This window comes from Anaerotignum neopropionicum (genome assembly GCF_001571775.1).
Lineage (GTDB): Bacteria > Bacillota > Clostridia > Lachnospirales > Anaerotignaceae > Chakrabartyella > Chakrabartyella neopropionicum.
Genome location: NZ_LRVM01000001.1, coordinates 583,494 through 608,198, shown reverse-complemented (window position 1 = coordinate 608,198; position 24,705 = coordinate 583,494). Strand labels below are relative to the sequence as shown.

At 42.4% G+C, this 24,705-nt stretch carries 26 protein-coding genes; 4 read left to right on the top strand and 22 right to left on the bottom strand.

The genetic code is table 11. The features are described from left to right. The first annotated feature begins 26 nt into the window (after positions 1-26). The 3 genes from metG (at position 27) to CLNEO_RS02895 (ending at position 3,851) form a co-directional block, all read left to right on the top strand. Positions 27-2,021 carry a methionine--tRNA ligase gene (gene metG, locus CLNEO_RS02905; RefSeq protein ID WP_066084055.1) on the top strand — a complete coding sequence of 665 codons (1,995 nt, stop codon included), beginning with the start codon at positions 27-29 and terminating at the stop codon, positions 2,019-2,021. Further along, complete coding sequence (locus tag CLNEO_RS02900) at positions 2,021-2,776, top strand: TatD family hydrolase (protein WP_066084052.1); 756 nt, start codon at positions 2,021-2,023, stop codon at positions 2,774-2,776. Before metG ends, CLNEO_RS02900 begins: the two co-directional genes overlap by 1 nt. Positions 2,777-3,056: 280 nt before the next feature. Beyond that, positions 3,057-3,851 (top strand): G5 and 3D domain-containing protein, encoded by a 795-nt coding sequence (locus CLNEO_RS02895; RefSeq protein WP_162266450.1) that lies wholly within the window; start codon positions 3,057-3,059, stop codon positions 3,849-3,851. A 94-nt stretch (positions 3,852-3,945) separates the two neighbouring features. Here CLNEO_RS02895 and CLNEO_RS02890 read toward each other — a convergent pair whose 3' ends face one another. Then, positions 3,946-4,185: a helix-turn-helix domain-containing protein gene (locus CLNEO_RS02890; protein ID WP_066084046.1), complete on the bottom strand. Its 240-nt coding sequence runs from the start codon at positions 4,183-4,185 to the stop codon at positions 3,946-3,948. A 142-nt stretch (positions 4,186-4,327) separates the two neighbouring features. Here CLNEO_RS02890 and CLNEO_RS02885 point away from each other — a divergent pair, with 142 nt between their 5' ends. Next, positions 4,328-4,507, top strand: a complete 180-nt coding sequence (locus CLNEO_RS02885) for a hypothetical protein (protein WP_066084043.1) — start codon at positions 4,328-4,330, stop codon at positions 4,505-4,507. 346 nt (positions 4,508-4,853) lie between these two features. Here the strand turns inward: CLNEO_RS02885 and CLNEO_RS16035 are convergent, their stop codons facing one another. The 21 genes from CLNEO_RS16035 to CLNEO_RS02780 all read right to left on the bottom strand — a co-directional run bounded on the left by CLNEO_RS16035 (position 4,854) and on the right by CLNEO_RS02780 (position 24,696). Continuing rightward, the gene (locus CLNEO_RS16035; protein WP_162266449.1) at positions 4,854-5,276 is read right to left on the bottom strand and encodes a hypothetical protein; all 423 of its coding nucleotides are present in this window, start codon (positions 5,274-5,276) and stop codon (positions 4,854-4,856) included. Between the two features lie 587 nt (positions 5,277-5,863). Then, positions 5,864-7,039 (bottom strand): tRNA uracil 4-sulfurtransferase ThiI, encoded by a 1,176-nt coding sequence (gene thiI, locus CLNEO_RS02875; RefSeq protein ID WP_066084036.1) that lies wholly within the window; start codon positions 7,037-7,039, stop codon positions 5,864-5,866. A 12-nt stretch (positions 7,040-7,051) separates the two neighbouring features. Continuing rightward, a complete protein-coding gene (locus tag CLNEO_RS02870; protein ID WP_066084034.1) occupies positions 7,052-8,200 on the bottom strand; it encodes a cysteine desulfurase family protein in 1,149 nt (382 codons plus the stop codon). Positions 8,201-8,211: 11 nt separating this feature from the next. Next, entirely contained in the window at positions 8,212-8,937 is a 726-nt protein-coding gene (locus CLNEO_RS02865) for a 16S rRNA (uracil(1498)-N(3))-methyltransferase (protein ID WP_066084031.1), read from the bottom strand. Between the two features lie 3 nt (positions 8,938-8,940). Next, a complete protein-coding gene (gene prmA, locus CLNEO_RS02860; protein WP_066084028.1) occupies positions 8,941-9,918 on the bottom strand; it encodes a 50S ribosomal protein L11 methyltransferase in 978 nt (325 codons plus the stop codon). Positions 9,919-10,185: 267 nt separating this feature from the next. Further along, positions 10,186-10,920 (bottom strand): nucleotidyltransferase family protein, encoded by a 735-nt coding sequence (locus CLNEO_RS02855; RefSeq protein ID WP_066084025.1) that lies wholly within the window; start codon positions 10,918-10,920, stop codon positions 10,186-10,188. 16 nt (positions 10,921-10,936) lie between these two features. Continuing rightward, complete coding sequence (locus tag CLNEO_RS02850; protein WP_066084022.1) at positions 10,937-11,923, bottom strand: RluA family pseudouridine synthase; 987 nt, start codon at positions 11,921-11,923, stop codon at positions 10,937-10,939. 11 nt (positions 11,924-11,934) lie between these two features. Continuing rightward, positions 11,935-13,039, bottom strand: a protein-coding gene (prfB, locus tag CLNEO_RS02845; RefSeq protein ID WP_096348788.1) for a peptide chain release factor 2 whose coding sequence is annotated in 2 segments (ribosomal slippage) — positions 11,935-12,963 and positions 12,965-13,039 — 1,104 coding nt in all. Because the reading frame shifts where the segments join, the coding sequence is not laid out codon by codon here. A gap of 391 nt (positions 13,040-13,430) precedes the next feature. Further along, positions 13,431-14,120 carry a C39 family peptidase gene (locus tag CLNEO_RS02840; protein ID WP_066084018.1) on the bottom strand — a complete coding sequence of 230 codons (690 nt, stop codon included), beginning with the start codon at positions 14,118-14,120 and terminating at the stop codon, positions 13,431-13,433. Further along, positions 14,065-16,638, bottom strand: a complete 2,574-nt coding sequence (gene secA / locus CLNEO_RS02835) for a preprotein translocase subunit SecA (RefSeq protein ID WP_066084015.1) — start codon at positions 16,636-16,638, stop codon at positions 14,065-14,067. The genes CLNEO_RS02840 and secA overlap by 56 nt, the downstream gene beginning before the upstream one ends. A 279-nt stretch (positions 16,639-16,917) precedes the next feature. Then, on the bottom strand, positions 16,918-17,562 hold the full coding sequence (locus CLNEO_RS02830; RefSeq protein WP_066084011.1) for a potassium channel family protein: 645 nt from the start codon (positions 17,560-17,562) through the stop codon (positions 16,918-16,920). A 12-nt stretch (positions 17,563-17,574) separates the two neighbouring features. After that, a complete protein-coding gene (locus CLNEO_RS02825) occupies positions 17,575-18,921 on the bottom strand; it encodes a TrkH family potassium uptake protein (RefSeq protein WP_066084005.1) in 1,347 nt (448 codons plus the stop codon). A gap of 27 nt (positions 18,922-18,948) precedes the next feature. Then, positions 18,949-19,518, bottom strand: a complete 570-nt coding sequence (locus CLNEO_RS02820) for an HD domain-containing protein (RefSeq protein ID WP_066084002.1) — start codon at positions 19,516-19,518, stop codon at positions 18,949-18,951. Beyond that, entirely contained in the window at positions 19,515-20,102 is a 588-nt protein-coding gene (locus CLNEO_RS02815; protein WP_066084000.1) for a thymidine kinase, read from the bottom strand. Before CLNEO_RS02815 ends, CLNEO_RS02820 begins: the two co-directional genes overlap by 4 nt. A 216-nt stretch (positions 20,103-20,318) precedes the next feature. Next, positions 20,319-20,864, bottom strand: coding sequence for a ribosome hibernation-promoting factor, HPF/YfiA family (hpf, locus tag CLNEO_RS02810; RefSeq protein WP_066083997.1), 546 nt, complete (start codon positions 20,862-20,864; stop codon positions 20,319-20,321). 687 nt (positions 20,865-21,551) lie between these two features. Then, the gene (locus tag CLNEO_RS02805; RefSeq protein ID WP_066083994.1) at positions 21,552-22,079 is read right to left on the bottom strand and encodes an O-acetyl-ADP-ribose deacetylase; all 528 of its coding nucleotides are present in this window, start codon (positions 22,077-22,079) and stop codon (positions 21,552-21,554) included. Between the two features lie 128 nt (positions 22,080-22,207). Then, positions 22,208-22,921: a M23 family metallopeptidase gene (locus tag CLNEO_RS02800; RefSeq protein ID WP_066083992.1), complete on the bottom strand. Its 714-nt coding sequence runs from the start codon at positions 22,919-22,921 to the stop codon at positions 22,208-22,210. Between the two features lie 234 nt (positions 22,922-23,155). Beyond that, the gene (locus tag CLNEO_RS02795) at positions 23,156-23,764 is read right to left on the bottom strand and encodes a C40 family peptidase (protein ID WP_066083989.1); all 609 of its coding nucleotides are present in this window, start codon (positions 23,762-23,764) and stop codon (positions 23,156-23,158) included. Then, on the bottom strand, positions 23,761-24,114 hold the full coding sequence (locus CLNEO_RS02790) for a hypothetical protein (RefSeq protein WP_066083986.1): 354 nt from the start codon (positions 24,112-24,114) through the stop codon (positions 23,761-23,763). The genes CLNEO_RS02795 and CLNEO_RS02790 overlap by 4 nt, the downstream gene beginning before the upstream one ends. Beyond that, complete coding sequence (locus CLNEO_RS02785; protein WP_066083981.1) at positions 24,098-24,400, bottom strand: hypothetical protein; 303 nt, start codon at positions 24,398-24,400, stop codon at positions 24,098-24,100. Before CLNEO_RS02785 ends, CLNEO_RS02790 begins: the two co-directional genes overlap by 17 nt. Beyond that, complete coding sequence (locus tag CLNEO_RS02780) at positions 24,397-24,696, bottom strand: hypothetical protein (protein ID WP_066083978.1); 300 nt, start codon at positions 24,694-24,696, stop codon at positions 24,397-24,399. The genes CLNEO_RS02785 and CLNEO_RS02780 overlap by 4 nt, the downstream gene beginning before the upstream one ends. Positions 24,697-24,705 lie beyond the last annotated feature (9 nt).

The following is a 24,705-nucleotide window of genomic DNA, read 5'->3' as shown; positions in this document are numbered from 1 at the left end:
ATTGACATAAAAAAGGAGAGAGAACAGTGGAAAAAGAAAAATTTTATATCACCACCCCCATTTATTACCCCAGTGATAAGCTGCATATCGGCCATTCCTACTGCACCGTTGCAACGGATACCATGGCGCGCTACAAAAGACTTCGTGGGTTTGATGTTATGTTCCTTACAGGAACGGATGAGCACGGTCAAAAAATTGAGCGTATTGCAACTGCCCAAGGCAAGGAGCCAAAAGAATATATTGATAATGTAGTTGTAGGCATCAAAGAATTATGGAAAACCTTGAATATTTCCTACGATAAGTTTATCCGCACCACCGACGATTACCATGTAAAGGCAATCCAAAAAATCTTCACTCAACTTTACCAGCAGGGGGATATCTATAAAAGCTCCTACGAGGGCTGGTATTGCACACCATGCGAATCCTTCTTTACCGAGCATCAGCTGGTAAACGGGAAGTGTCCCGACTGCGGACGTGACGTGGAATTGGTAAAAGAGGAAAGCTATTTCTTCCGTCTTTCCAAATATCAGGATCGTATTTTGAAGCACATGGAAGAGAATGCAGAATTTTTGCAGCCCAATACCCGTATGAACGAAATGATTAACAACTTCTTAAAGCCTGGCCTGGAGGATTTGGCGGTTTCCCGTACCTCCTTCAAATGGGGCATCCCTGTAGAGTTTGACCCCGGCCATATTGTATATGTTTGGATTGATGCTCTTTCCAACTATATCACAGCTTTGGGTTATGGCTCTGACGATGACAGTCTGTTCCAAAAATATTGGCCCGCTGACATCCATGTGGTAGGCAAGGAAATTGTTCGTTTCCATTCCATTATATGGCCTGCAATGTTGATGGCATTAAATATCCCTCTGCCCAAGCAAATTTTTGGTCATGGCTGGCTGGTAATTAACGGCGGCAAAATGTCAAAATCCGTGGGGAACGTAGTTGACCCTAACGTTTTAGTGGAAAAATACGGCGTAGACGCCATCCGCTACTTCTTGCTTAGAGAAATTGCCTTTGGTCAGGATGGTAACTTCAACAATGAAGCCTTGATTCAGCGGATTAATTCCGACTTAGCAAACGATTTGGGCAACCTTGTTTCTAGAACCGTTGGTATGATTGACAAATATTTCGGCGGCAAACTGCCCGAGGCCCGCACCCAAACACCCTTTGATGCAGACCTGGAGGAGATGGCCTTAGGAACTGCTCAAAAAGTGGAAGCTGCTATGGAAAAAATGTTCTTCAGCGATGCTTTAATTGAAATTTGGAACTTAATCCGCAGAACAAATAAATATATTGATGAAACCCAACCTTGGATTCTTTGCAAGGATGACGAAAAAAAAGGCGAGCTGGCTGATGCTTTGTACCATGTTGCGGAAAGCATCCGAATTATTTCTATCTTAATTCAACCCTTCATCCCTAACACACCGGGAAGAATCTGGGCACAATATAACATTGACAGCAGCCTTGTGGAATGGGATATGGCAAAGGAATGGGGCTTACTTCCCATAGAATTGAAGATTGAAAAGGGCGAAACCCTTTTCCCTCGTATTGATATAAAAAAGGAACTAGCAGAGCTGGAAGCGGCAATTAAAGCCTCTCAGTCTACCGCCGTTGCAAATCAAACAAAGGAAGAACCAAAAGAGGAAAAGAAGGAAGCGCCAAAGCAGCATGATGAACCCGAATATCCTGCGGAAATTAGCATTGATGATTTCTGTAAGGTACAACTTAAGGTGGGCGAGGTCATCTCAAGCGCTGCTGTGGAGGGTTCGAAAAAGCTTTTGCGCAGCATCATTAAAATAGGTGATGAAGAAAGAGTCATTTTCTCAGGGATTAAGCCATGGTATAGCCCTGAAGAAATGGTTGGCAAAAAGGTAGTGGTTGCCTATAACTTAAAGCCAAGAAAAATGATGGGTGAGCTATCTTACGGAATGATTCTTTGCGCCGACGACGGAAACGGCAATCTGAGTCTTTTGACCACCGAAAAGAAAGACTTCCCCAGCGGAAGCGAAATCAGCTAATGTATTTTGAATCTCATGCCCATTTTGATGCCATACAATTCAAGGAGGATCGGGAGGAGCTTTTAGGGCTTCTCCCCTCTTGTGGTATAGACTATTTGGTGAACGTGGGGTGCGATGTAAAAAGCTCAAAGCAAAGCATTCGCCTGGCTGAACGTTATGACTACATTTATGCCGCTGTAGGCATTCATCCCCATGAATTGTATGATATGTCCTCTAAAACCATGGAAGAGCTCCGTCGGCTTTCCCAACATAAAAAAGTAGTTGCCCTTGGGGAAATGGGCTTGGACTATTATTATGATACGCACCCCAGAGAGCTTCAGCAATTTTGGTTTCGTCAGCAGCTTCGCCTTGCGGAATCTGTTAACAAACCTGTAATAATTCATTCAAGAGATGCATCCCAGGAAACCTTTGATATTATCGCCGCAAGCAACGTCCGCCGTGGTGTGATACACTGCTATTCGGGCGCAGCGCCAATGGCGGTGGAATATACAAAAATGGGCTATTATATTGGCATTGGTGGAGTAGTAACCTTCCCAAATTCAAAAAAAATAGCGGAAGTGGTGGAAGCCCTCCCCCTGGAGAAGATTTTGATTGAAACTGACAGCCCCTATTTGGCACCCATACCCAATCGAGGTAAACGAAATGACTCCAGAAATTTGGAATTTATTGTAAATAAAATCGCTGAAATAAAAGAAACAACCCCAGAAATTGTAGCTGAAATTACTGGTAAAAATGGACAAAATTTATTTTTTTAAAAAAAAGTTGCATAAATGTTACAAATGTGTTAATATACTACTAGTAAAGTAAAGATATATCCCTACGATATGTCTTTATTTTTGCAGTTGTTTGTAAATTATAAAGAAAAAACATGCGGAAGTGACGACTCCCCCGCGTAAATACGACTGCGGCTCAATGCCCCAAAGGGGCTTGGGCAAAGGCATAAAGATCTATATGTCTATCATAAATACGAGAGGAACAGCCCCAATGCCCTTCCCACAAATCGGCAAAAGCTGGGTAATGTTCAAGGAGGAAAAAATGAAAACGCATCTTAGAGTATTTGCTATCGTGGTATTTATATTGGTGATTGGCTGCGGCACAGCCTCTGCTTATAGCAAACTTAACACACAGTCTGTAATTGTTAATTTGGACGGCGTACCCCGAATGGTAACCACCGACGCCCAAACTGTCGGTGAATTGTTGAAGGAGCTTTCTGCCACCATCGACACAGGATACCTTTTAGAAGATTTTAACGAAGCAGACGCTGTAACAAATATGATGGCCATTTCTCTTACCTCAGTAACGGAAAAAATTGTTGCCACAACAGATGTTGTACCTTACAAAGTAATTGAGAAAGCTTCTGCCACATTGCAACCCGGCGAACGTCGTGTCGTTCAAGAAGGGCAAGAGGGTCAAACCTCAGTTGTAAGCAAGCAAATATACCACGGCGATCAATTTGTTAGTTCTGAGTTGGTAGAAACGAAAGTTGTTACGGATGCTGTTGACGAGATTATAGAAGTTGGTGCTTCTAACGTCATTAACGGTATGACTTATAAAAAAGCAATTAATGCAAAAGCAACAGCATATACCCCCTATGATGCCGGTTGTAACGGTATTACAGCAACAGGAACGAAAGCAACAAAGGGTGTTATTGCTGTAGACCCCAAGGTAATTCCTTTGGGCACTAAGGTATACGTTCCGGGCTATGGCGTGGCGATTGCTGCGGATACAGGCGGTGCAATTGACGGCAACCGCATTGATGTTTGCTATGAAACCAAAAGTGAAGCTTATTCTTGGGGGGTGCAAAACGTAACGGTTTACGTTTTATCCTAACCAAAGAAAATAAATATATAACCGCGATAAAAAAGACCAAGTCAATGACTTGGTCTTTTTCTCTTATCTATCCCTAAATAAAACGTATGCGTTTTTAATCTTCAAGATTATTTTCATCAAATAATGGGGATGTAAAAAATTCTCCAATACCTATTTCTAAACCCAAACACATTTCATGTATGATTCGAAGTTTAACGGAATCATAAGAACAGTTCATAACATTACCTATCGTTGAACGAGGAACACCACTTCTCTTAAATAATTCATATTGGGTCATTCCTTTGGATATTAAAATTTCTTCTAATCTTTTACTAATCGCTTCGTTTAATCTCATAAGCCCCTCTGTCCCTGTAGCTATACTATATTAATTATAGAATTTAAAAAAATGAAATTAGTCCCTTTACATGTACTAACCGAAAATTTTATGATAATATATGTAAAAAGGAATTTTAGATACATTCAGAGGGAGAGATAAAATGAGCAACCGAAAGATATATCAAAAAATAGCAAAAGAAAACAAAATAAATATGTGTGAAGTCAAACAGTCTATGCAATCAGCACTAGACTATGCCTTTGGAAATCCAAACAACCAAAGTATCATAAAAGCATATCAGAATCAAGTACCACGCAGGGGCGAAGTGCCAACACCCGATTGAATTTATAAAATATGCAGTACAAAAATTGAGAAATGAAACATAATTGATTGTTCGTTTTATTCCATACAGAAAAGAGGTGTTCGCAATAACTGCAAATACCTCAGACTGTCGAAAAACCTTGGGCGCCGCCCTCTCACTACCCAAGATAGGGCAGACGGCGAAGCCGGCTTTTGCGTAGCGAAAGTGATGAAAACCTGCTTGCTTTTTGAAAAAAGCAAGACCAAAAACTTTTTATACAACCCGCATATTATGCGGGTTAAGATGAGTCAAGGGTGAAACCCTTGTGGGTGTTTGAGGGCAACGCCCTCAATATTTTGACTTAATCTTTTTTCATGGAAAGAACTATTTATTTGGCTTCGTCCTTCTTCCAACGTCTAAGAACAGGAAAAGCAAGAATTGGAATAATGGCTAAAACCAGGGAAATCCAAAACGAAGGATAAGTTATTTCTAAGCTTGTTTCAAAAATATTGTCTACAGAAACAAAAGGTGTATACCATGTGAACATCTGCCAAATATAAATAATAGGAAAAGTGACCAGGCATAGCTCTGTTATAATAGAAACAATAAATACGCCCAATTCGTCTTTCGGTTCATTGTTATAAAATACAACCAATACTGCCATTTGCATCATGAAATAAGGAAAAAAAAGAAATCCCCACACATACCCCTCCATGCTGGGTTCAAAAGAAAACCATGGTAAAAACAGCCCTGCCCAAGAAAGCAACACAATTCTTGCAAACGTCTTTTTTTCCCACTTAGAAGCAAACATTCTATCCTCTTTTACTATATTTGATTCAATACTATCCTTCTTTCGCCGTCGCAGAAAAGGAAATGCAAAGATTGGAATAAAAGAAAGGAGAAAGGCAATCCAAAACGTAGGCATCGATGAATATAAGCCTTCTGAAAAACAATCTTCAAAAAAATAAAACGGTGTGTTCCACGACATCATTAGGCAAAGATATATGATTAGAAAGGAAATCAACAGTAATTCTGTTAACATAGGAAAGACTATGCCTCTCGTTTTCTCTTCCATTGCCTTGCTACAGAAAACAGCAATTAGCATCCCTTGTATCATAACAAAAGGAAAAGCGAAAATTCCCCAATAATATAGTCCTTGGTCAATGCGAAACCACAGCAACAGCAGCCCTAACCATGCTATAGCCATGCAACTTACAAAAATCTTTCTTCTCCGTTTTGAAGCAAACATTGGCTAACACCTCAAAGTCCACGGCCACCGACTAACCGCTTAAGCCTACATAAGGCTTTCCTATTACTTTACTCGCAAAAATTATGATACAACGACTACTCATTATTACATTCTATCTTTTTTCATTTTTAATTTCCATTAAAAATTTTTTACAAGTCAATAATTTCTGCATTTTGAACAGATTCTTCCAGCAGTCTGTCCAATTCTGTCAAACGGCGCTCAGATTTTTCAATAAAACTCAATCTAGGCTTTGTAACGGGGTGCTTCGCCACAAAAACCGTACAGCAATCCTCGTAAGGTCTTGCGGAGATTTCAAAAGTACCAATTTTTTGGGCAAGGTTAACAATTTCCTGTTTATCCATCCCAGCCAAAGGCCGCAATACAGGCATTTCACAAACAGCATTAATGGCGAAAATCCCTTGCATGGTCTGGCTGGCAACCTGTCCCACGCTTTCACCGGTAATCAGTGCCATGGCGTCGTCCTTTTTGGCAATCATCTCTCCCGCACGCATCATGGCACGTTTCAAGTGAATAGTAAGCTTATCATGGGCAACGTTATCCAATAAATACAGCTGTAATTCTGTAAAAGGCACCACATACAGACGGAATTCCCCTGTAAAATCGGCAATTCTTTTTGCCAAATCAATAACCTTCTCCTTGGCCCATTCGCTGGTGTAAGGGGGGCTGTGGAAATAAACGCCTTCCACCTCAACGCCGCGTTTTGCCATCATCCAAGTGGCCACAGGGCTGTCAATGCCGCCGGAAAGCAGGCTGACTCCCTTGCCTGAACTACCGTAAGGCAAACCTCCGTAGGTTTTAATTACTTTTGAGTGCACATAGGTACTGTTTCTGATTTCAATATTCAACATTACATCGGGGTTATGCACATCCACCCTTAAATTGGGCATTTGCTCCAGCAGATACTCCCCAACCTTCATATTGACATCCATAGAGGGCATCGTAAAGCCCTGATTCGCCCTTCTCGTACGAACTTTAAAGGAAATCTGCTGGTCGCCATACTGCTCTTTCATGTGCTGTAAGGATTCTTCTAAAATCGTTTCAAAGGTCATATCCGCCAAACGAACACCGGGGCATACCGCCACCAAACCAAAAATAGGCACGATTCGAGGAATCAGCAAATCGTAGTCCAATTCGCCGCCTCTATCCTCAACAATCAATCTCCCCGGATCTCTTACCACATAATAATTACCCATTGGGTCAATATTTCTACGGATTGCCGAAATCAATCGGTTAATAAAAATGTAACGGTTATTGCCTCTCATAGCAATTTCACCGTATTTTATAATTAAAACCTTTTCTGCCATAACGCTGCCCCTTTATCTATTATATTTTCTCAAAAACGGCACAGATTTTTCCAGTGCCGCCAAGCAAATCTGAATTTCTTCCATAGTATTATATCTGGAAAAGCTAAAGCGAACCGCCCCTTCTATTTCCGAAAAGGGCATGCCCATTGCCATTAAAACAGAGCTTCCTACTTTTTTCTTGCTGTCACAAGCAGAGCCTGCGGAAACAAAAATACCCTTACTTTCCAAATCATGAAGCAAAACTTCACTGCGCAAGCCTTGAAATGTAACATTTAAAACATAGGGACTTGCGCCTTCCAAGCCATCCCCATTGATTTTGGTATTGGGCATGGCCAAAATCCCCTCAGCTAGAGCTTTCTTCAAGGCTGACACATGGGCAATGCTCTCTTGCATATGGTTAAAGGCTTCCTCTGCGGCAATGCCTAAAGCCGCCACAGCAGGGCCGTTTTCCGTGCCTGCTCTTTGCCCCTTTTGCTGACCGCCGCCAAGAATAAAGGGCTTTACCTTGGTACCCTTTCGCATGTACAGCATACCCACGCCTTTAGGCCCGTGAATTTTATGTCCACTCATGGTTAAGAGGTCTATCTTCATTTTTTCCACATCTATAGGGTACTTGCCAAAGGCCTGCACCGCATCCACATGAAACAGGGTTTGGGGATTTTTTTCTTTAATCAGCTTGCCGATTGCCGCCCCGTCCTGCACAACGCCAGTTTCGTTATTTACTAAAATGATACTCACCAAAACGGTATCGGGGCGGATGGCCGCCGCCAATTCTTCCAAAGAAATATGCCCTTTGGAATCAACCAAAAGCCAAGTTACCTCGCACCCCTCCTCCTCCAATGCCTTCATGGGATTTTTCACAGCAGGATGCTCAATCTGGGTTGTAATGAAATGTCTGCCGTGCCTACGATAGCCTGCCGCCGTGCCAAAAATTGCCCAGTTATCCCCTTCTGTACCTCCACTGGTGAAGAATACTTCTTCCTCCTTACAATGAATGCCACGGGCTAAAATCTGCGCCGCATGGCGGATTTCCTTATCCACCGCCAAGCCCATGATGCTTACGGAGGCAGGATTTCCAAACTGCTCTGTGAGCATATATGTCATTTTTTCCGCCACAGCAGGCAAAGCCCTTGTGGTAGCAGCATTATCCAAATATATCATTTGTTTTCCTCCTAACCTAATTCGTACAGCAAAATAGCTATGGCAGTCATGCCCGCCGTTTCTGTACGCAAAATCCGTTTCCCAAGGGTAACGGGTAACACGCCTGCATCCATAGCCCCTTGAACCTCCTCTTCTGTAAAGCCCCCCTCAGGGCCGATAAAAACACCTATTTCCGCTCCAGAAAAGCCTTCCACAAAGGAGCGAATCCCTCTGTTTTCCTCTTTTTCATAGGGAATGATTGCGCTGGATAAGGTTTTTGCTTCTGCTAAAGCTTGAGAAAAGCGCAGAACCTTCGGTGCAATTTCGGGTATTTTACCCCTTCCGCTTTGCTTTGCCGCCGCCTCGGCTATTTTTTGCCATCGCTCCAGCTTTTTTTCCTCTTTTTTATCCAACTTCACAATGCACCGCTCCGTAGAAACGGCCACAATACGGTCCACGCCCAATTCTACGCATTTTTGCATAATCAATTCCATTTTATCCGCCTTGGGCAAGCCTTGATAAAGGGTAATTTTCGTTTTCGGCTCCGACCGACAAGGCTCACTGGAAATAATCTCCGCCGTAACGCCTTCCTCCAAAGAAGCAATGCGGCAAAAATAATCCGTCCCCAGTCCATCACAAAGGGTAATTTCCTCCCCCTCACGAGAGCGCAGTACAGTTTTGATATGCTTTGCATCCTCCCCAGTAACTTGGATGAGGTTTTCTTTTATTTGATGGGGTTCCACAAAAAATTTTGGCATGTCTTATCCCTCATATCGAGCCGCAATGGCTACCCAACCCTTTTTCTCTTTTACTTCCAACACAGAATAACCTCCCGCATCCAATGCTCCCAGCACATCTTCCTTACGTTCAATAATAATACCACTGCAAAGAAAAATACCCCCGTCCTTAATATAGTCAGGCACTTTTTTTGTCAGCGCAATGATCACATCGGCAACAATATTTGCCTCCACCATATCATACTTTTTCCCGCTGTATTTTTCATGAAGGGCTTCGTCCTCCAAGATATTTCCTGCACAAACATGGTATTTTTCTCTGGGAATATCATTCCGATCGCTGTTTTCATAAGCAATCTCCATGGCATTGGGGTCGATATCCACGGCATCTGCTTCCTTTGCTTCCAATAAAAGGGACGCAATAGACAAAATGCCGCTGCCACAGCCAATATCCAAAACCATATCGTCTTTTTTCAAATAGGTTTCAATTAATTCCATGCAAAGCTGGGTGGTTTCATGGGTTCCTGTGCCGAAAATATGGCCGGGGTCGATTTTTAAAACCACCTTGTCTGTCGGCTCCGTTAATTCCTCCCAAGAGGGCTTAATCATGATTTTTTCGCCTACGGGAAAGGGCTTAAAGTATTTCTTCCAATTATTTGCCCAATCCTCCTCCTGCACGTTTTTCATGGTCATTTCCAAGGTGCCTAAATCCAGCTCCTTTTCCTGCTCTTTTATAACAGCCAACGCACTCTTGATTTGCGCCAACTGCTCCCTTCCATATAGGTTGTCCCTCAAAAAGAAAGTAATCCCTGTTTCCAGCTTTTGCTTTTCCTCTACCAATTCATCGGCAATATAGTCCCAATCTCTGTTGGGGGAGTCCAAAAACTCTTGAAAATCCGCTTCATCGCTAATCATCAGCCCTGTTAGGCCGCATTCATACAGCAATCCCGCCACAGGCTCTAACCCCGTTTGGCTTACTGCTACAAAAACCTCAATCCATTCCATGGTTTTTCTCCTTATTTATGCATTTTCAACTTTATTCTTTATCAAAACAAAAAAACCGCTGGGACGCGCTCTCATAAAGAAGCAAGTTTTTTTACTTCCTTACGGGAGAGCATCAAGCGGCTATTTCCTTGTCAGCCGCCGCAATTGAATTGGACTTAAGGAAACGTGATCTAATGAAAGGTGTGCAGATGATCGAGAACATTTTTTGACGCCGACAGACGAAAAATAAACCGACCAGCTGTGCATCTGTAATGAATCAGTACTTCCCTAATCCTCAAACATTTCGCATACCTCACGATAGCTTTCGGGCGTACCAATATCGTAGCACTCTCCTGTAAATGTATAGGCATACACTTCCTTTTGGCGATACAGCCAGGCTGGAAAATTTCCAGGTGCATCGGGTTTATTCCCCTCCGCCAAATAAGTGGCAAAAAGGGGTACGGTTTCCCGCTTATATAGGTATGTTGCAAAAACAACAGTATTCGACTTTGGCTGACTTGGTTTTTCCTCAATATCCAGAACCATGCCCTTTTCATCCAAAAGAGCAATGCCAAATTGGGATAGGGATGCCTCATCTTCCCAAACCTTTACGCATACACAATCCCTGTCTTTCTCATGGAAAAAGTCAACATAGTCCTTTAAGGAATAGGTAAAGAAATTATCCCCCGCAATGACCATCAGCGCATCATCAATTTGCTTTTCATCAATGACAAAAGCAATATCGCCGATGGCACCACGTTTGTTGCTGTCATCCGTCGTTCCGTCGTCCAAAATAGAAACAGGAACCTTGCTGTGTACCATTTTTGCCCAGTCTAAAAACTGTTCATAAAAACGGCTGTTTGTAACCACATAAATTTCATCCAAACCATCTACATGGTTCATTTCATCAATAATATAATCAATAATTGGTTTTTTATTGATCGGAAGCAAAGCCTTAGACTTATGCACAGTTAAAGGGTACAGCCTTGTGGCATAGCCTGCCGCCAAAATAATGGCTTTCATATTTGCGCCTCCTTCGTTACTCCAACTCTACATTTTTCCCAAAAATATCCTCTACAATCTGCTGAAATACCTTCGGTAACGGTGCAATGAGCGTCTTTCCCTTTAAATAGCCTAAAGAACCGTTTGTGTCGGAAAAAACAAGCCTTGCTCCATGTAAAAATTGATTGGACAGCCCAAAAACCTGTCTGAACTCTTGATTTACCTTGGTATCTCCATATTTTCGATCTCCTACAACCGGATGCCCCATATCTTGCATATGAGCACGAATTTGATGGGTTTTTCCTGTGATTAAGTGAATTTCCAAAAGGGTATAGCCACTATGATAGGCTAGATGGCGGTAGCGGGTAATGCTTTCTTTTCCGTGAATCCCCGCTTCCTTTGAGATACGCACCTGATTTTTCCCCTCCTCCTTGGAGAGAAAAGCGGAAATTTCACCGGCCTCTTTTACCTCACCCCGAACCATTGTAAGATAGTACTTGTCCACCTGACGGCTGCGAATGGCTTCATTCAAGCTCTGCACGCCCTTTAAGGTTTTCCCCGCCAAAACAATACCACTGGTATTACGATCCAAACGGTTGCACAGTGCAGGGGTAAAGGTACTCTCCATGGAGGGCGCATATTGGCCTTTCTGATATAAATAAAACAAAATTTGGTCAATGAGCGTATCCTTATCCTCACTTTTTTCAGGATGAGTCAAAAGTCCTGCCGGCTTTGCCACCGCAAGAACGTCATCATCCTCATAAATAACAGCAAAATGACGTTTTGCTTCGGGAAGAATTTTCTCCTCCATGAAAGAAGTCATGGTTTCTTCGGAAAGATACAGCGAAAGGGAGTCGCCCGCCCGGAGCAGCTCATTCCCTTCCGCTTTTTTTCCATTATATTTGATGCGCTTTTTGCGCAGCATTTTATAAATAAAAGCTTTAGATGCCTTATTCATATATTTCAGCAGGAATTTATCCAGCCTTTGGTTTTCCTCGTTTTTGGTAATTCTGATCTCTTTCAATACTGTCTCCTTTAGCTATGAATCCAAGCAAGATATGCGCTGATAAAGGGATCGATTTCCCCATCCATAACAGCACCTACGTTGCCTGTTTCCTCGCCTGTACGATGATCCTTTACCATAGTATAGGGCATAAAAACATAAGAGCGAATCTGACTGCCCCAGCCGATTTCCTTTACGTCCCCTCTAATTTGGGCAAGCTTTTGCATCTGCTCCTCAATTTTTAAGGCAAGGAGCTTGCTTTTGAGCATTTTAAAGGCTCTTTCCTTATTGCTAAACTGACTTCTTTCATCCTGGCATTGCACCACGGTTCCCGTTGGAAAGTGGGTAATACGAATGGCCGAAGAGGTTTTATTGATATGCTGACCACCAGCACCACTGGCACGGTAGGTATCAATACGAATATCATCCGTCTTTACTTCGATCTCATTATCGTTTTCAATTTCCGGCATAACATCGCAGGAGGCAAAGGACGTGTGTCGTCTGCCTGAGCTGTCAAAGGGTGAAACACGAACCAAACGATGAATGCCTTTTTCGGATTTCAGGTAGCCATAGGCATTTTCGCCGTTTACCTGTATGGTAACAGATTTCAAGCCGGCTTCTTCGCCGTCAAGCATATCCAGAATTTCCAACTCATAGCCGGCTTTTGCCGCCCACTTGCTATACATACGAAACAGCATATTTGTCCAATCGCAGGCTTCGGTACCGCCGGTACCCGCATGAAGAGTGACAATGGCATTATTACGGTCATATTCTCCATCCAGCATGGTGGCGATATGCAGCTCTTCATACTCTTTTTCAAAGGTAACACGCATTGCCTTTACTTCTTCATAAACGCTGTCGTCTTGTTCCTCAATGCCCATTTCGATTAAGGTAAGAATATCTTCATAGGTAGTAACCAATGTTTCAAACTTACTAACCTTGGTTTTCAGCGCTTTTAGCTGCTGCAAGGTTTTTTGGCTTTTTTCCAAATTCCCCCAAAATTCGGGGTCTGCGGAAAGCTCTTCTAATTCTGTGATCTTCTCCTTTGCGCCAGCGACGTCAAAGTGAAGCCCCCATTTCCTCTAATTTTTCGTCGTAAGCAGAAAGCCCCAGACGGATCTGTTCTAATTCGAACATTTAAAAATCAACTCCTTTAAAATAAAAAAATATAGTTCTGTGCAAAATACAAGGTCAAAGGCAAAATGAAGTTCAAGGTCAAAGACAAGTTCAAAACCAAGTTCTCGAGACGCTGTCCCGAACCTTGCAAGCCTTTGAAAAAGATTGACCTAAACCTTATATGCAAAAATATACATTTTTGCCGGTACGGCTATTTACTCTAAAACCACATGTATATGCAGTTTAGGGTAAAAGTTTTTGCCTTGCTTTTTTCAAAAAGCAAGTGGGTGCAGGGTGGAACAGCGAAGAAAACGCTGCCATCACACAGTGATGGTTTTGCGGTGCAAAATTCCTGACCCAAAACCCACGGTCTTCACCTTCAGGCTCTATGAAACAATTTGTTTATCCAAAATTATTTTTCGGCTTTTTCAAATACAATATAATTTCCGGAAAACGACGCCTCAACTTCCGCAAGAGAAGCCCAATGCGCCGGCCAATTATATTCCAAAAAACAGGAAGGATGATGCACCAGAAAAGCCAAAGGCTTTCCTTCCCCATCCACCTCACAGCCATAAGCTACCACCAAATGACCGCCCTTGCCATAAGGATTCCCATTTTCGTCAAGCTTTCCGCCGGCAAATCTAGGGGAAATAGAAATGATGCAGGGCCTTCCCTCCAAAATTTCCATCGCAATATCCTGAGCGTTTTTCTCCCGGTGGGCAATGCCCAAAAGACCGTATTCCGCCGCCATTTTTGCAAGGCCTTGATGAATCCATCCAACTCCGGGTTTATAGGCTTCCTGCAAAAGTCCCTTGTGTATCATTTCACCTTGTCCTTCACAGGCAGGCTTTCCTTCTTGCTGCAAAAAAGCATCAAGTATCATCCGCAAGGAGGCAATGCCACACCCCCGCATTTCCCAGTTTAAGCCTTCCTCAAAGTCCGAAAAACCGTCTTTTTCCCAGCTTGCCTCCGTCACCCTTTGGGTATAAAAGGGGATAGGAAAGGGTATTTCTATGATTTTATTCATATCATCCCCCCAATCGTTCTTATCTGCCGCAGCAATGCTTATATTTCTTGCCACTGCCGCAAGGGCAAGGATCATTACGCCCAACCTTTTCATCACTGCGCTTTTTGGGCTGCTTTACCGCCGAATCGTCCTTATTTGTAAACATAGGCTGCTGAACCTCTTCACGCTTCACCTCCGTTTGGATGCGAATACGATATAGAATTTTCAGTGTATCCTCTTGAATATTATTGCTTAATTCCTCAAACATATCATAAGAAACAAATTTATATTCCATCAAAGGATCTCTCTGGGCATATGCATGCAAACCAATGCCTTGGCGCATACGATCCATTTCATCAATATGATCCATCCATTTCTGGTCAATGACACGAAGCATGATTACTCGCTCCAGCTCACGCATACGCTCTGCTTCGCCAATTTCCTTTTCCTTCATTGCATAAAGCTGTTCCCCAAGCTTTGTCAGATTTTCCTTTAATTTATCTTTGGTCATTTGTACCAAAGCCTCATCCTTAATGTTCACTTTGCCCACAGGAATAATTGTGGCAAAATGCTCGCTGAAGGAAGTCATATCCCATTCCTCAGGCAGCTGCTCATCGGAAATATGGGTATTCACACAGCGTTCCACCACCTGACGAATCATAGCAATGATACTGTCACGCAAATCCTCACCATATAATACACGGCGGCGTTCACCGTAAATAATTTCACGCTGCTCATTCATTACCTGGTCGTACTCCAGCAAATGCTTACGGATGGCAAAGTTGTTACCCTCTACCTTCTTTTGGGCATTTTCAATTGCCTTTGTCAGCATTCCCGCTTCAATGGGGTCATCCTCGCTCATTCCCATGGCATCCACCAGCTTCATGGTCTTTTCCGCGCCGAATAGACGCATCAAATCGTCCTCCAAGGAGATATAGAAACGAGACTCACCGGGATCGCCCTGACGTCCGGAACGGCCGCGCAGCTGATTATCAATACGTCTGGATTCGTGTCTTTCCGTACCGATAATTTTTAAGCCGCCGATTTCCGCAACACCCTCGCCCAGCTTAATATCCGTACCACGGCCTGCCATGTTGGTTGCAATGGTTACTGCATTCATCTGTCCTGCAAGGGCAACGATTTCCGCTTCCTGCGCATGATATTTTGCGTTCAAAACCTGATGCTTAATGCCCTCTCTTTTCAAAAGCTTGCTTAATTCCTCGGATTTATCAATGGTTACCGTGCCCACCAAAACAGGCTGGCCCTTTTCATAGGCCTCCATTATATCCTTTACCACCGCACGGAATTTCCCTGCCTCGGTTCGATATACAACGTCCTGCATATCCTTTCTTTGCACAGGTCTGTTTGTGGGGATTTCCACAACGTCCATACCGTAAATATTACGGAATTCTTCTTCCTCTGTTTTTGCGGTACCGGTCATACCCGATTTTTTCTTATATCTATTAAAGTAATTCTGGAAGGTAATGGTTGCAAGGGTTTTGCTTTCCCTTCTAACCTGTACGTTTTCCTTTGCCTCAATTGCCTGGTGCAAGCCATCGGAATAGCGTCTGCCGGGCATCATACGGCCTGTAAATTCATCAACGATGACAATTTCGCCCTCGGCAATCACATAATCCTTATCTAAATGCATATTGTAATTTGCCTTCAGTGCATTATTGATATGATGCTGCAATTCCAAGTTTTCGGGGTCAGAAAGGTTCTCAACGGAGAAGAATTTTTCCGCTTTTTCCACACCCTCCTGGGTCAATACAACAGACTTTGCTTTTTCATCCAAAACAAAGTCCCCTTCCTCTTGCAGTTCTTCTCTAAGCAAGGGATTCATTGCCTCTTCTTCATTTAAAATACGGCCCTTTTTCAATTGCTTCACAAAAAGATCTGCAACACGGTACAAATCCGTAGATTTTGAGCCACTGCCGGAAATAATCAACGGCGTTCTCGCCTCGTCAATCAAAACAGAGTCGACCTCATCGATAATGGCAAAGTGCAACTCCCTTTGTACCATGCTTTCTTTTCTGACTACCATGTTATCACGCAGGTAGTCAAAGCCATATTCGTTATTGGTACCATAGGTAATATCACAAGCGTAAGCCGCCCGTCTATCTTCATTGTCCATATTATTTAAAATACAGCCTACGGTTAAGCCGAGGAAACGGAAAACTTCACCCATCCACTGGGAGTCACGCTGCGCAAGATAATCATTTACCGTTACAACGTGAACGCCTTTTCCCTCCAGCGCATTCAAATATGCAGGCAGGGTTGCAACCAACGTTTTACCTTCACCTGTTCTCATTTCGGCAATACGCCCCTGGTGCATAACGATACCGCCCATTAACTGCACAGGGAAATGGCGCATATTTAATACATGGGGGCGTGAAGACGCCTCACGCACAACCGCATATGCTTCAGGCAGCAAATCATCCAGCGTTTCGCCTTTTTCCAATCTGTCTTTGAATTCCTGTGTTTTTCCTCTCAATTCTTCATCTGTCAAATTCTCATATTGAGGAGCCAGATCTTCGATCTTCTTCAGAATTGGCGTAATACGCTTAATTTCCTTGTCGCTATAGCTGCCAAATATTTTTTCAAAAAAACCCATTATGGTCCACCTCATTCTTTCTTCCTGCCCCAAAAACGGGCAGACTATTACATTCTCATAGTTTAACATTAGAATACCCCCGTAGGCAAGGATAATTTGCCCCATTCGGGGGTTCTTAACAAAGATTTAAGCTTTCTATGTTATTTTTAGAAAAACTTGCATGATTATGTGTTTTTTTTTCACCTTTTACTAATTTTGAATGTAAATATATCGCCAATATTAGCCATCAAAGTCTTAAAAAACAGGTGTACTGTTTCATCCAAAAATCCAGCGGCATTTTTATTTAATTACTTTTTGAATATCATCAATATGGCCTAATACCATCAGATGCTCTTCTGCATGGAACGTATAATCTATACGAGGCATAGGAAAAATTTCCTCTCCTATTTTTGTCGCCATAATATTCATATGATACTTTCTTCTAAAATCCAATTCCCCTATGGTTTTGCCGACCCATTCCAGGCGGGGCTTGATCTCCATAATATAAAAGTCATCGGAAATTTCAATGCAATCGAAAATATTGTCGGAGCTTGCGCGAACAGCAACACGATCCGCCCCCGTCTTTTCAGGATAAATGACCTCATCCGCACCATTACGCAGCAAAAACTTCGCTTGGATGTCCTCATCTGCTTTACTATAAACCTTGTTTGCGCCCATTTCCTTCAACAAGCTGGTAATTTGCAGACTGTTTTGAAAATTTGTACCCATACAAACAAAGCACGCATCAAAGGAAGCAACATCAAAACTGCGCAGCACGTCCGGGTTGGTACAGTCCCCAATTTTTGCGCTGGTAACATAGGGAAGCATATCCTCAAGATTCTCCTGTTTCTCATCAACAATCATGATTTCACAGTCCTGTCTCTCAAAGCTTCGACACAAATGATGTCCGAAAGACCCCATACCAATGATTAAAAAAGATTTCATATCATCTCACCTTTATCCGATTATAATTTTCTCCGTAGGTAACGTCACGGGCGGTTTTGCCTTTTTTTCCAATAAAGCCGATGCCAGGGAAACACTTCCCACTCTGCCTAAAAACATCACCAATGTTATTACCCCAGCGGAAGCAGCTGTTAGCTGTCTTGTAATGCCTGTGGACAATCCAACCGTTCCCATAGCTGAAAACACCTCAAACATCGCATCTATCCCCGAAAAAGGCTGCAAAGCACAAAGAATCAATGCCCCGATTAAAACAACCCCCAGGTTAATTGTAAAAATAGAAATGGCCCTTCCCAACGCATCCGGCATAAGGCTTCTACCAAAAACAGTTGCACTTCCCTCTCGCCTCACTCCGGAAATCATATATAGCACAAAAGCAGCACACGTTGTTGTCTTAATACCACCTGCCGTTGAGCCGGGGCTGCCACCAATAAACATCAGAAGTATTGACAATAGCTTGCTTCCCTCACTCATACTTCCGGTGTCAATGGTATTAAAGCCTGCCGTCCTGCAAGTAACGGACTGAAACAAGGCTGACACCATGCGTTCCTTCATGGGCATTTCCGCCCCTGTTGCAGAACGTTCAAATATGAAAAACAGCAGGGCACCGCCAAAGATTAAAATACCTGTGGTTGCCAACACAACTTTTGTGTGCAAATAATATCTTTTCCATTGCAGTCCATGCTTATATAAATCTTCCCAAATAAAAAAGCCGATACCACCAATAATAATTAATGCCATCACTGTAAAATTTATCAAAAAATCGTTGGCATAAGGCACTAAGGAACAAAAAGGCTCTTTGATTCCCATCAAGTCAAAGCCGGCGTTGCAAAAAGCGGATACAGCGTGAAACACACTGTAAAACAGGCCTTTTGTCAAACCAAATTCCGGAATAAAACGAATTGCCAATAACGCCGCACCAATCCCTTCTACAATCAAGGTTCCGGTAACAATTTCTTGGGTTAAACGAATAATCCCTCCCAACTGGTAGGCATTAATGCTTTCCACCATTACCTCCCGCTCACGTAAGCTTATTCTACGGCGCACCAACAGCATAAACCGCATGCCAATTGTCATAAAGCCCAAGCCGCCGATTTGGATTAAAATCATAATCACAAGCTGGCCAAATAAAGTCCAGTGTGTACTGGTATCCACCAACACAAGCCCCGTTACACAGCAAGCAGAAACGGCGGTAAATATAGCTTGCAATAATGTGGTATTTCCCTTTACCGCGGAAATAGGCAAAAGTAATAAAATTGTACCAATCATGCATACACAAAAATAGCCAATAGCAACAATTTGTAAGTTGGACAGCCGCAGCCGTCCCGATCCAACCTTTTTCATAAAATACAATCTCCCCCATTCATGGGATTAAGGGCATTCTGTTTTTATTTTTCTTTTCGTTGCCTCAATTGCCGCCAAACGCAGGCGCTGCAACACGTCATCTGCCTTTTTTGCCTCCTCTGTCCCATAGGTTTGATTCAGCTCATATTCCAAAGGCAGCCAACTGGAAATGGGTGCTTCATTATGTTGAATCACCGCCTCCAGCTTATCCAAAGCTTTATAAATTTTAGCCTCTTTTGTTACCAATGTCAACATCTCTTCAAATAACGCCTTAAATTTATCCCTTTGGGGCTGAGGGAGGGTATCCATTAGCCCAAAAACCATCTGATCCTCATAAGCAGAATCAGCCTCCGTTTTTAAAAACGAGGGAATATCTCCTGTTATGGCCTCCCCCAGATCGTGGAGGATACACATACGAATAATTTTGTTAAAATCGACATCGGCAATTTCATCCTCCAGCAATAAAGCCATCAGCGACACACGCCAGCTATGCTCCGCCACACTTTCAGCTCTTCCTGTGCTGGTTACGGAATGCCTTGTATTATTTTTTAAATTTTCTGCAATATGGATAAAATCAAAAAATTCTTTTTCTGTCATTCTTCCAGCTCCTTTTTGGTCGCTTTCTTCCAACAGCGATAGCACATAGGACGATAACTTTCGCTACCGCCCAAAAACACCTGCTCACCCTCTGTAAGAACATGGCCCTCTTTGTCTAATCTGGCGTTTACCATAGCCTTGCTGCCACAAGCGCAAACCGTTTTTAATTCCGAGATGGAATCAGCCAGTTCAAACAGTCTTGCACTTGCCGGAAAAAGCTTTGTGCGAAAATCCGTCCTTAAGCCAAAGCAAAGCACGGGAATATGATAAGTATCCACAATATGTCGCAATTGTTCCACCTGAGATGGCATTAAAAACTGTGCCTCATCCACGATGATTACCTCATAAAATTCTTTTTCTCTGGCTTGAAATACCGCGAATAAGTCAACCTCTTCGCCGATGGCATCCGCTTTTTGCTCTAGGCCAATTCGGCTGCGAACAATGTTTGAACCATCTCTTGTATCCCTTGCAGGCTTAAGCAGCCAAACATGCATCCCTTGTTCTTCATAGTTAAATTTTGTAATCAGTGCTTGGGCAGATTTTGAACTGCCCATCACACCGTATCTAAAATATAGCTTCGCCATACTACCCCTCCATTATGATTCCCCATTTTTCTGTTCTTCATCATATCATAAAGCCTATAGAATTTCGAGTTTTTTCTATAGGTTTTTTCCAACGAATGAGATTCACAAAAATATTCCTTACAGAGGGAACTTCATCCGCCCAGAATCAAGCGCATACCCATGAAAACTCCATAAAAAAACAGGGATGAAATATCACCCCTGTTTTGTCGGCTAATATTAATATTCCGGCTCAATCACGCCATAAGATCCATTCTTTCTTTTGTAAACAACGTTCAATGCGTCTGTTTCTCCATTACGAAATACAAAGAAATTGTGACCAATCATCTCCATCTCCATAACAGCCTCTTCGGCATCCATGGGCTTTACTTCAAAATGCTTCACTCTTTCGATTTTATACAGAGGCTCTTCGTCCAATTCAGCCTCTGGAACCAAAATCGTCTGATATTCCGCCATATAATTTTCGGCATTCTGGCGTACCTTTGTGCGCATCCGTTTTTTATAACGCACAATCTGGCCGTCCAAAATATCCACCGCTTTATCGAGGGCAGCTATCATATCATAATCGCTCACCTCTGCGCGAATAATTCTCTTGTTCATAGGAATCGTCACTTCTACTGTTGAAACAAGCTTCTCCAAACTCAAAGTAATGGTAGCTACCGCATCCTCCGGAAACAGCTTATGAATGCGATCCATCTTGTGTTCCACAGCTTCCTTTGTCTTGTCCCATACGTCAATGTTCTTACCGATGATGTTATATAACATAAACAACAACTCCCTTCGTGATCCTTTTTTTGAGGATCTTGTTCCACTGCCTCATTTCCTTAAAAGAGGTATTTCATAAAAGGTTATACCTTTATATTAATATAATTCGTCATAAAGTAAAAAAATCCTTTTCCTCTGTAAGAAAAAAACAAAAAATTCTATATTCTTTATTTTTCTATTGGGTTTGTCTGAATTTAAACGAAAAAAAGCGTATATCCTCTTTGTTCGGTTTACAAAATATTTCTTCTACCCTCGTATAATTTTATATTTTACAGAATTTTGTCCAATTTTTAGTAGATTTTGCCTTCGACAAAATAAGCAATTTCTCATTTTTTTCTACAGTTTATGCCCTTGCTGACCTGTGGATAATGTGTATAACTTTGTGCATAACTTGGATTTAAAGGGTTTTTAATGTGGAAAAAACAAAGAAGTTTTCCACATTATTCACATGCTGGAAAAAAAACATTTCGACAAACAAGTAGACATAAAATTTTTACGAAAGTTCTGCTTTTCTGTTCGCCACATCTTTATTATGCGTTTTTCCTAAATTAATATGTTTCCTTTCTTTATTAAAGCTGCAAAAAATTTATTGTACATATCCTCAAATTTTTGCCAAAAAAAGCAGACAGCAAGAATATACTGTCCGCTCAAAACAATTCATGAATTTTATTTATAAATCCGCAATGCTTACACGAAATCTTTTCCTTTATATTCCTCAAAAGCATTAATATATGCCTCTTTTGTGTCTTCATCAAAGCAGATCATGATCACTTTTTCCAAAGAAGTATCCAGCTGCAAAAAGCTGCATATCACATTCACAGCAATTTTTGCCGCCCGCTCAACAGGAAAACAGTATACACCGGTGCTAATCGATGGAAACGCAACGGTTTTCAGCCCGTTTTCTTTGGCAAGACGCAACGAGTTTTCGTAGCAGTTTTTCAACAGCTCATCCTCTCCCCATTTGCCGCCTCTCCAGATAGGTCCCGGCGTATGGATTACATAATTGGCCTTAAGATTGTACCCCTTTGTAATTTTCGCCTCGCCCCGTTCACAGCCATTGAGGCTTTTACACTCTTCCAAAAGCTCCTCGCCGGCAGCACGATGAATTGCACCATCAACACCGCCGCCCCCTAAAAGGGACGTATTTGCTGCATTTACGATAGCGTCAGTTTTTGCCTTTACGATATCTCCTTTTACGATAGAAAAACGTTGCATACCAATAACCCCCTATCTTTAGAAACAGCTTATTCCCTTACGTTTCATTGTAGCTGTTTTTTAGAAGTTCGTAAAGGCATTTTCGCAAAAAATTACTTTTTTATAAATTTCTTCCTTAGTATAATCCGTTAATCCTGAATGGTTTTTTCAGGATCCACAGTTTCGCCATCCTTCTCCATGGCAAATTGAACATGACTGCCTAAGGCAATTGTATACTTTGTGGGTTCACCCACCGTACCAATTTTTTGGCCCTTTTCTACAGTTTCGCCGACCTTTACGGAAATATCCTCCGCCAGCTGACTGTATGTAGTCAGCCAACCATTGTCATGCTCAATTATAACAGTATTTCCCTTTTCTTCATCCTTTGTAATTTCTTTTACCGTTCCCTTTTGGGCTGCCACAACCGCTGATCCCGCCTGAGCAGAGATACTGATGCTGTCATTTGTATGATACTGATTCAAGGTAGGGTCATAAATTGCACTCTCCACGCTGTAGGGCATGACAATTTCTCCCGAAAGGGGATAACCAAAATTAGACTCTGTCGAGGCTGTAGCCTTTGGTTGGGGAGCCGTCTGCACAACAGGGGGTTTTTCTTCGTTGGTCTGATTCTGCTTTTCCAGCTTGGTTTCATCCACCTTCGGGGTCTGTGCCATGGTAACAGGCTGCAATTCTCCTTCAGTAGACTGAATCACTCTTGCTTGAGATTGTGTTTGCGGCGGCACAGTTTCTTTATAATCCACTGCCTGCCAGACAACGCCTGCACCTACAGCCAATAAACACAAGCATCCGCAAATCGTTGCGGTCCATATTGCCGTTCTCTTATTCTTATTTTTATTTTTCATATATTGCACCTCCAAGGCTATTGTTGCCAGCCTTTTGGGCTTTTATGCAATATTTTCAAATGAAATAAAATGCACTGCGAACCATTGCGGAACATAGCGGAAATTTGCAAGCAAACCGCGTAAACTCGGCATTTTATTAAAATGTAAAATTCTCGCTTTTGGAATGTTGTAGAATTTATTTTTGACGTTTTTTTGACGGCAATAAAAAACAGCCCCCGAAATGGGGGCTTATTTCTATCTATCTAATGTGGGTACGCTTCCTTTGTTGCCAACCTTCAACCCAAGCACGTTCGCAATATCTCTAGTCTTGATATATGTAATACCATCCTTGCGGATCATATCAACAATTTGTTCCTCGCCGTACACAATAATTTTCCCTTTTTCAACCATTTCTGTTTCCTCCTCTACATATTCAATGTCACTAATTTTAAACCAGTGCGTAAAATCTCTCTTGGCTACCTTAGTCCGTACAGTGCCGTATGCGCTCCCCATTGCTTCGATGATTTCACCATTACCAATGTATACCCCTATATGTCCTTGGTGCCACACAGCCACACCGGGAGGGGCTAGGGAGATCGTATTGATTGGCTGCAGCTTATTTTCTGCGGCGAATTGGCTTGATCCTTTCAGCTTGCCCGTGTACCAGCTAATCAGACCAGAACAATCTACACACACTTGACCCACCTTGTTTTCGTCCGAATTCCATACCATTTTAGAACCGTATGTATTTTTCAGATAGTCATAGTTGGCTTGTGTCATGACCTTGCCCTTCATTCCGTAAACGTATTTTGTGCCAAGTTTGGTTTTGACGAATTCAACCAGACCTAAATTTGTTAAACTCATGCAGTTTCCCCCCTTACAACCTCTTGGATAGCTTTATTCTGCTGCAATAGCGTTTTCATTTGCTCTAACGCAGCATCCACCCAACCAGAAAAAACATTAAAAGAAATCACTTTTGCCACCGCTGGGAATCTTGTTATAAATAAATCGTATACATATCTTAATTTAAGTTGCCCTGTGCCACCGCCTAGGGCTGTTTCTGCCTGTATGCAAGCGTATAATAACCATTCCTTGATTGTTTCTATCTGCTTCTTACTGGGTAGCCCATAGAAGCGATAAACAGCCACAGCGGCTATCACTGCGATGGCAAAAATACCAAATACAATAAACCAATTCTCAACCAGCCACGTCATTATTATTATCCCCTTTCAAATCACTCATGAATGCTTGTTTATCCTCTTGCTGTCTTTTTTCTTCCAACAATCTTACTTTTTCCTCTTCTCTTGTTTCCTTAAATGACTTCATGAAATACCCAAGCATCACCCCGATAAGGCTTGTTACAACGGTAATTGACAGGGTTTCAGCTATCTGTTCACGCCCCAAAAAGGCAAGAAGATAGGAAAGCTGTAAATCAAATAAGGCGGCAATGAGAATCCATTTGACCGCCTGTTTGGAGAATGTCCGCTTTTTCTTTCTCACGGCATCACACCCCCGGAAAGTATATATCCAATCAATGCCCCGACAATTACCGTGATTGCGGTAGACACCACGCTTTCCCACCGCTTAGCAGGTTTTTCCGCTAGGCACTTTACATCAGCCTTAATCTCGCTTACGTCTTTTTTTATGTAGCCTTGTTCCGTTTCCATCTTGGCAAAGGCATTGGTCAGCTGTTCCAAATTGTCTTGCCGTTCCTCCACCTTGTCCAACCTGTGTTTATTGCTCTTGCTTCGCTGGTCTACTTCAACTAATTTTTCTGAAATTTCATCATGTGTCATTTTACCGCC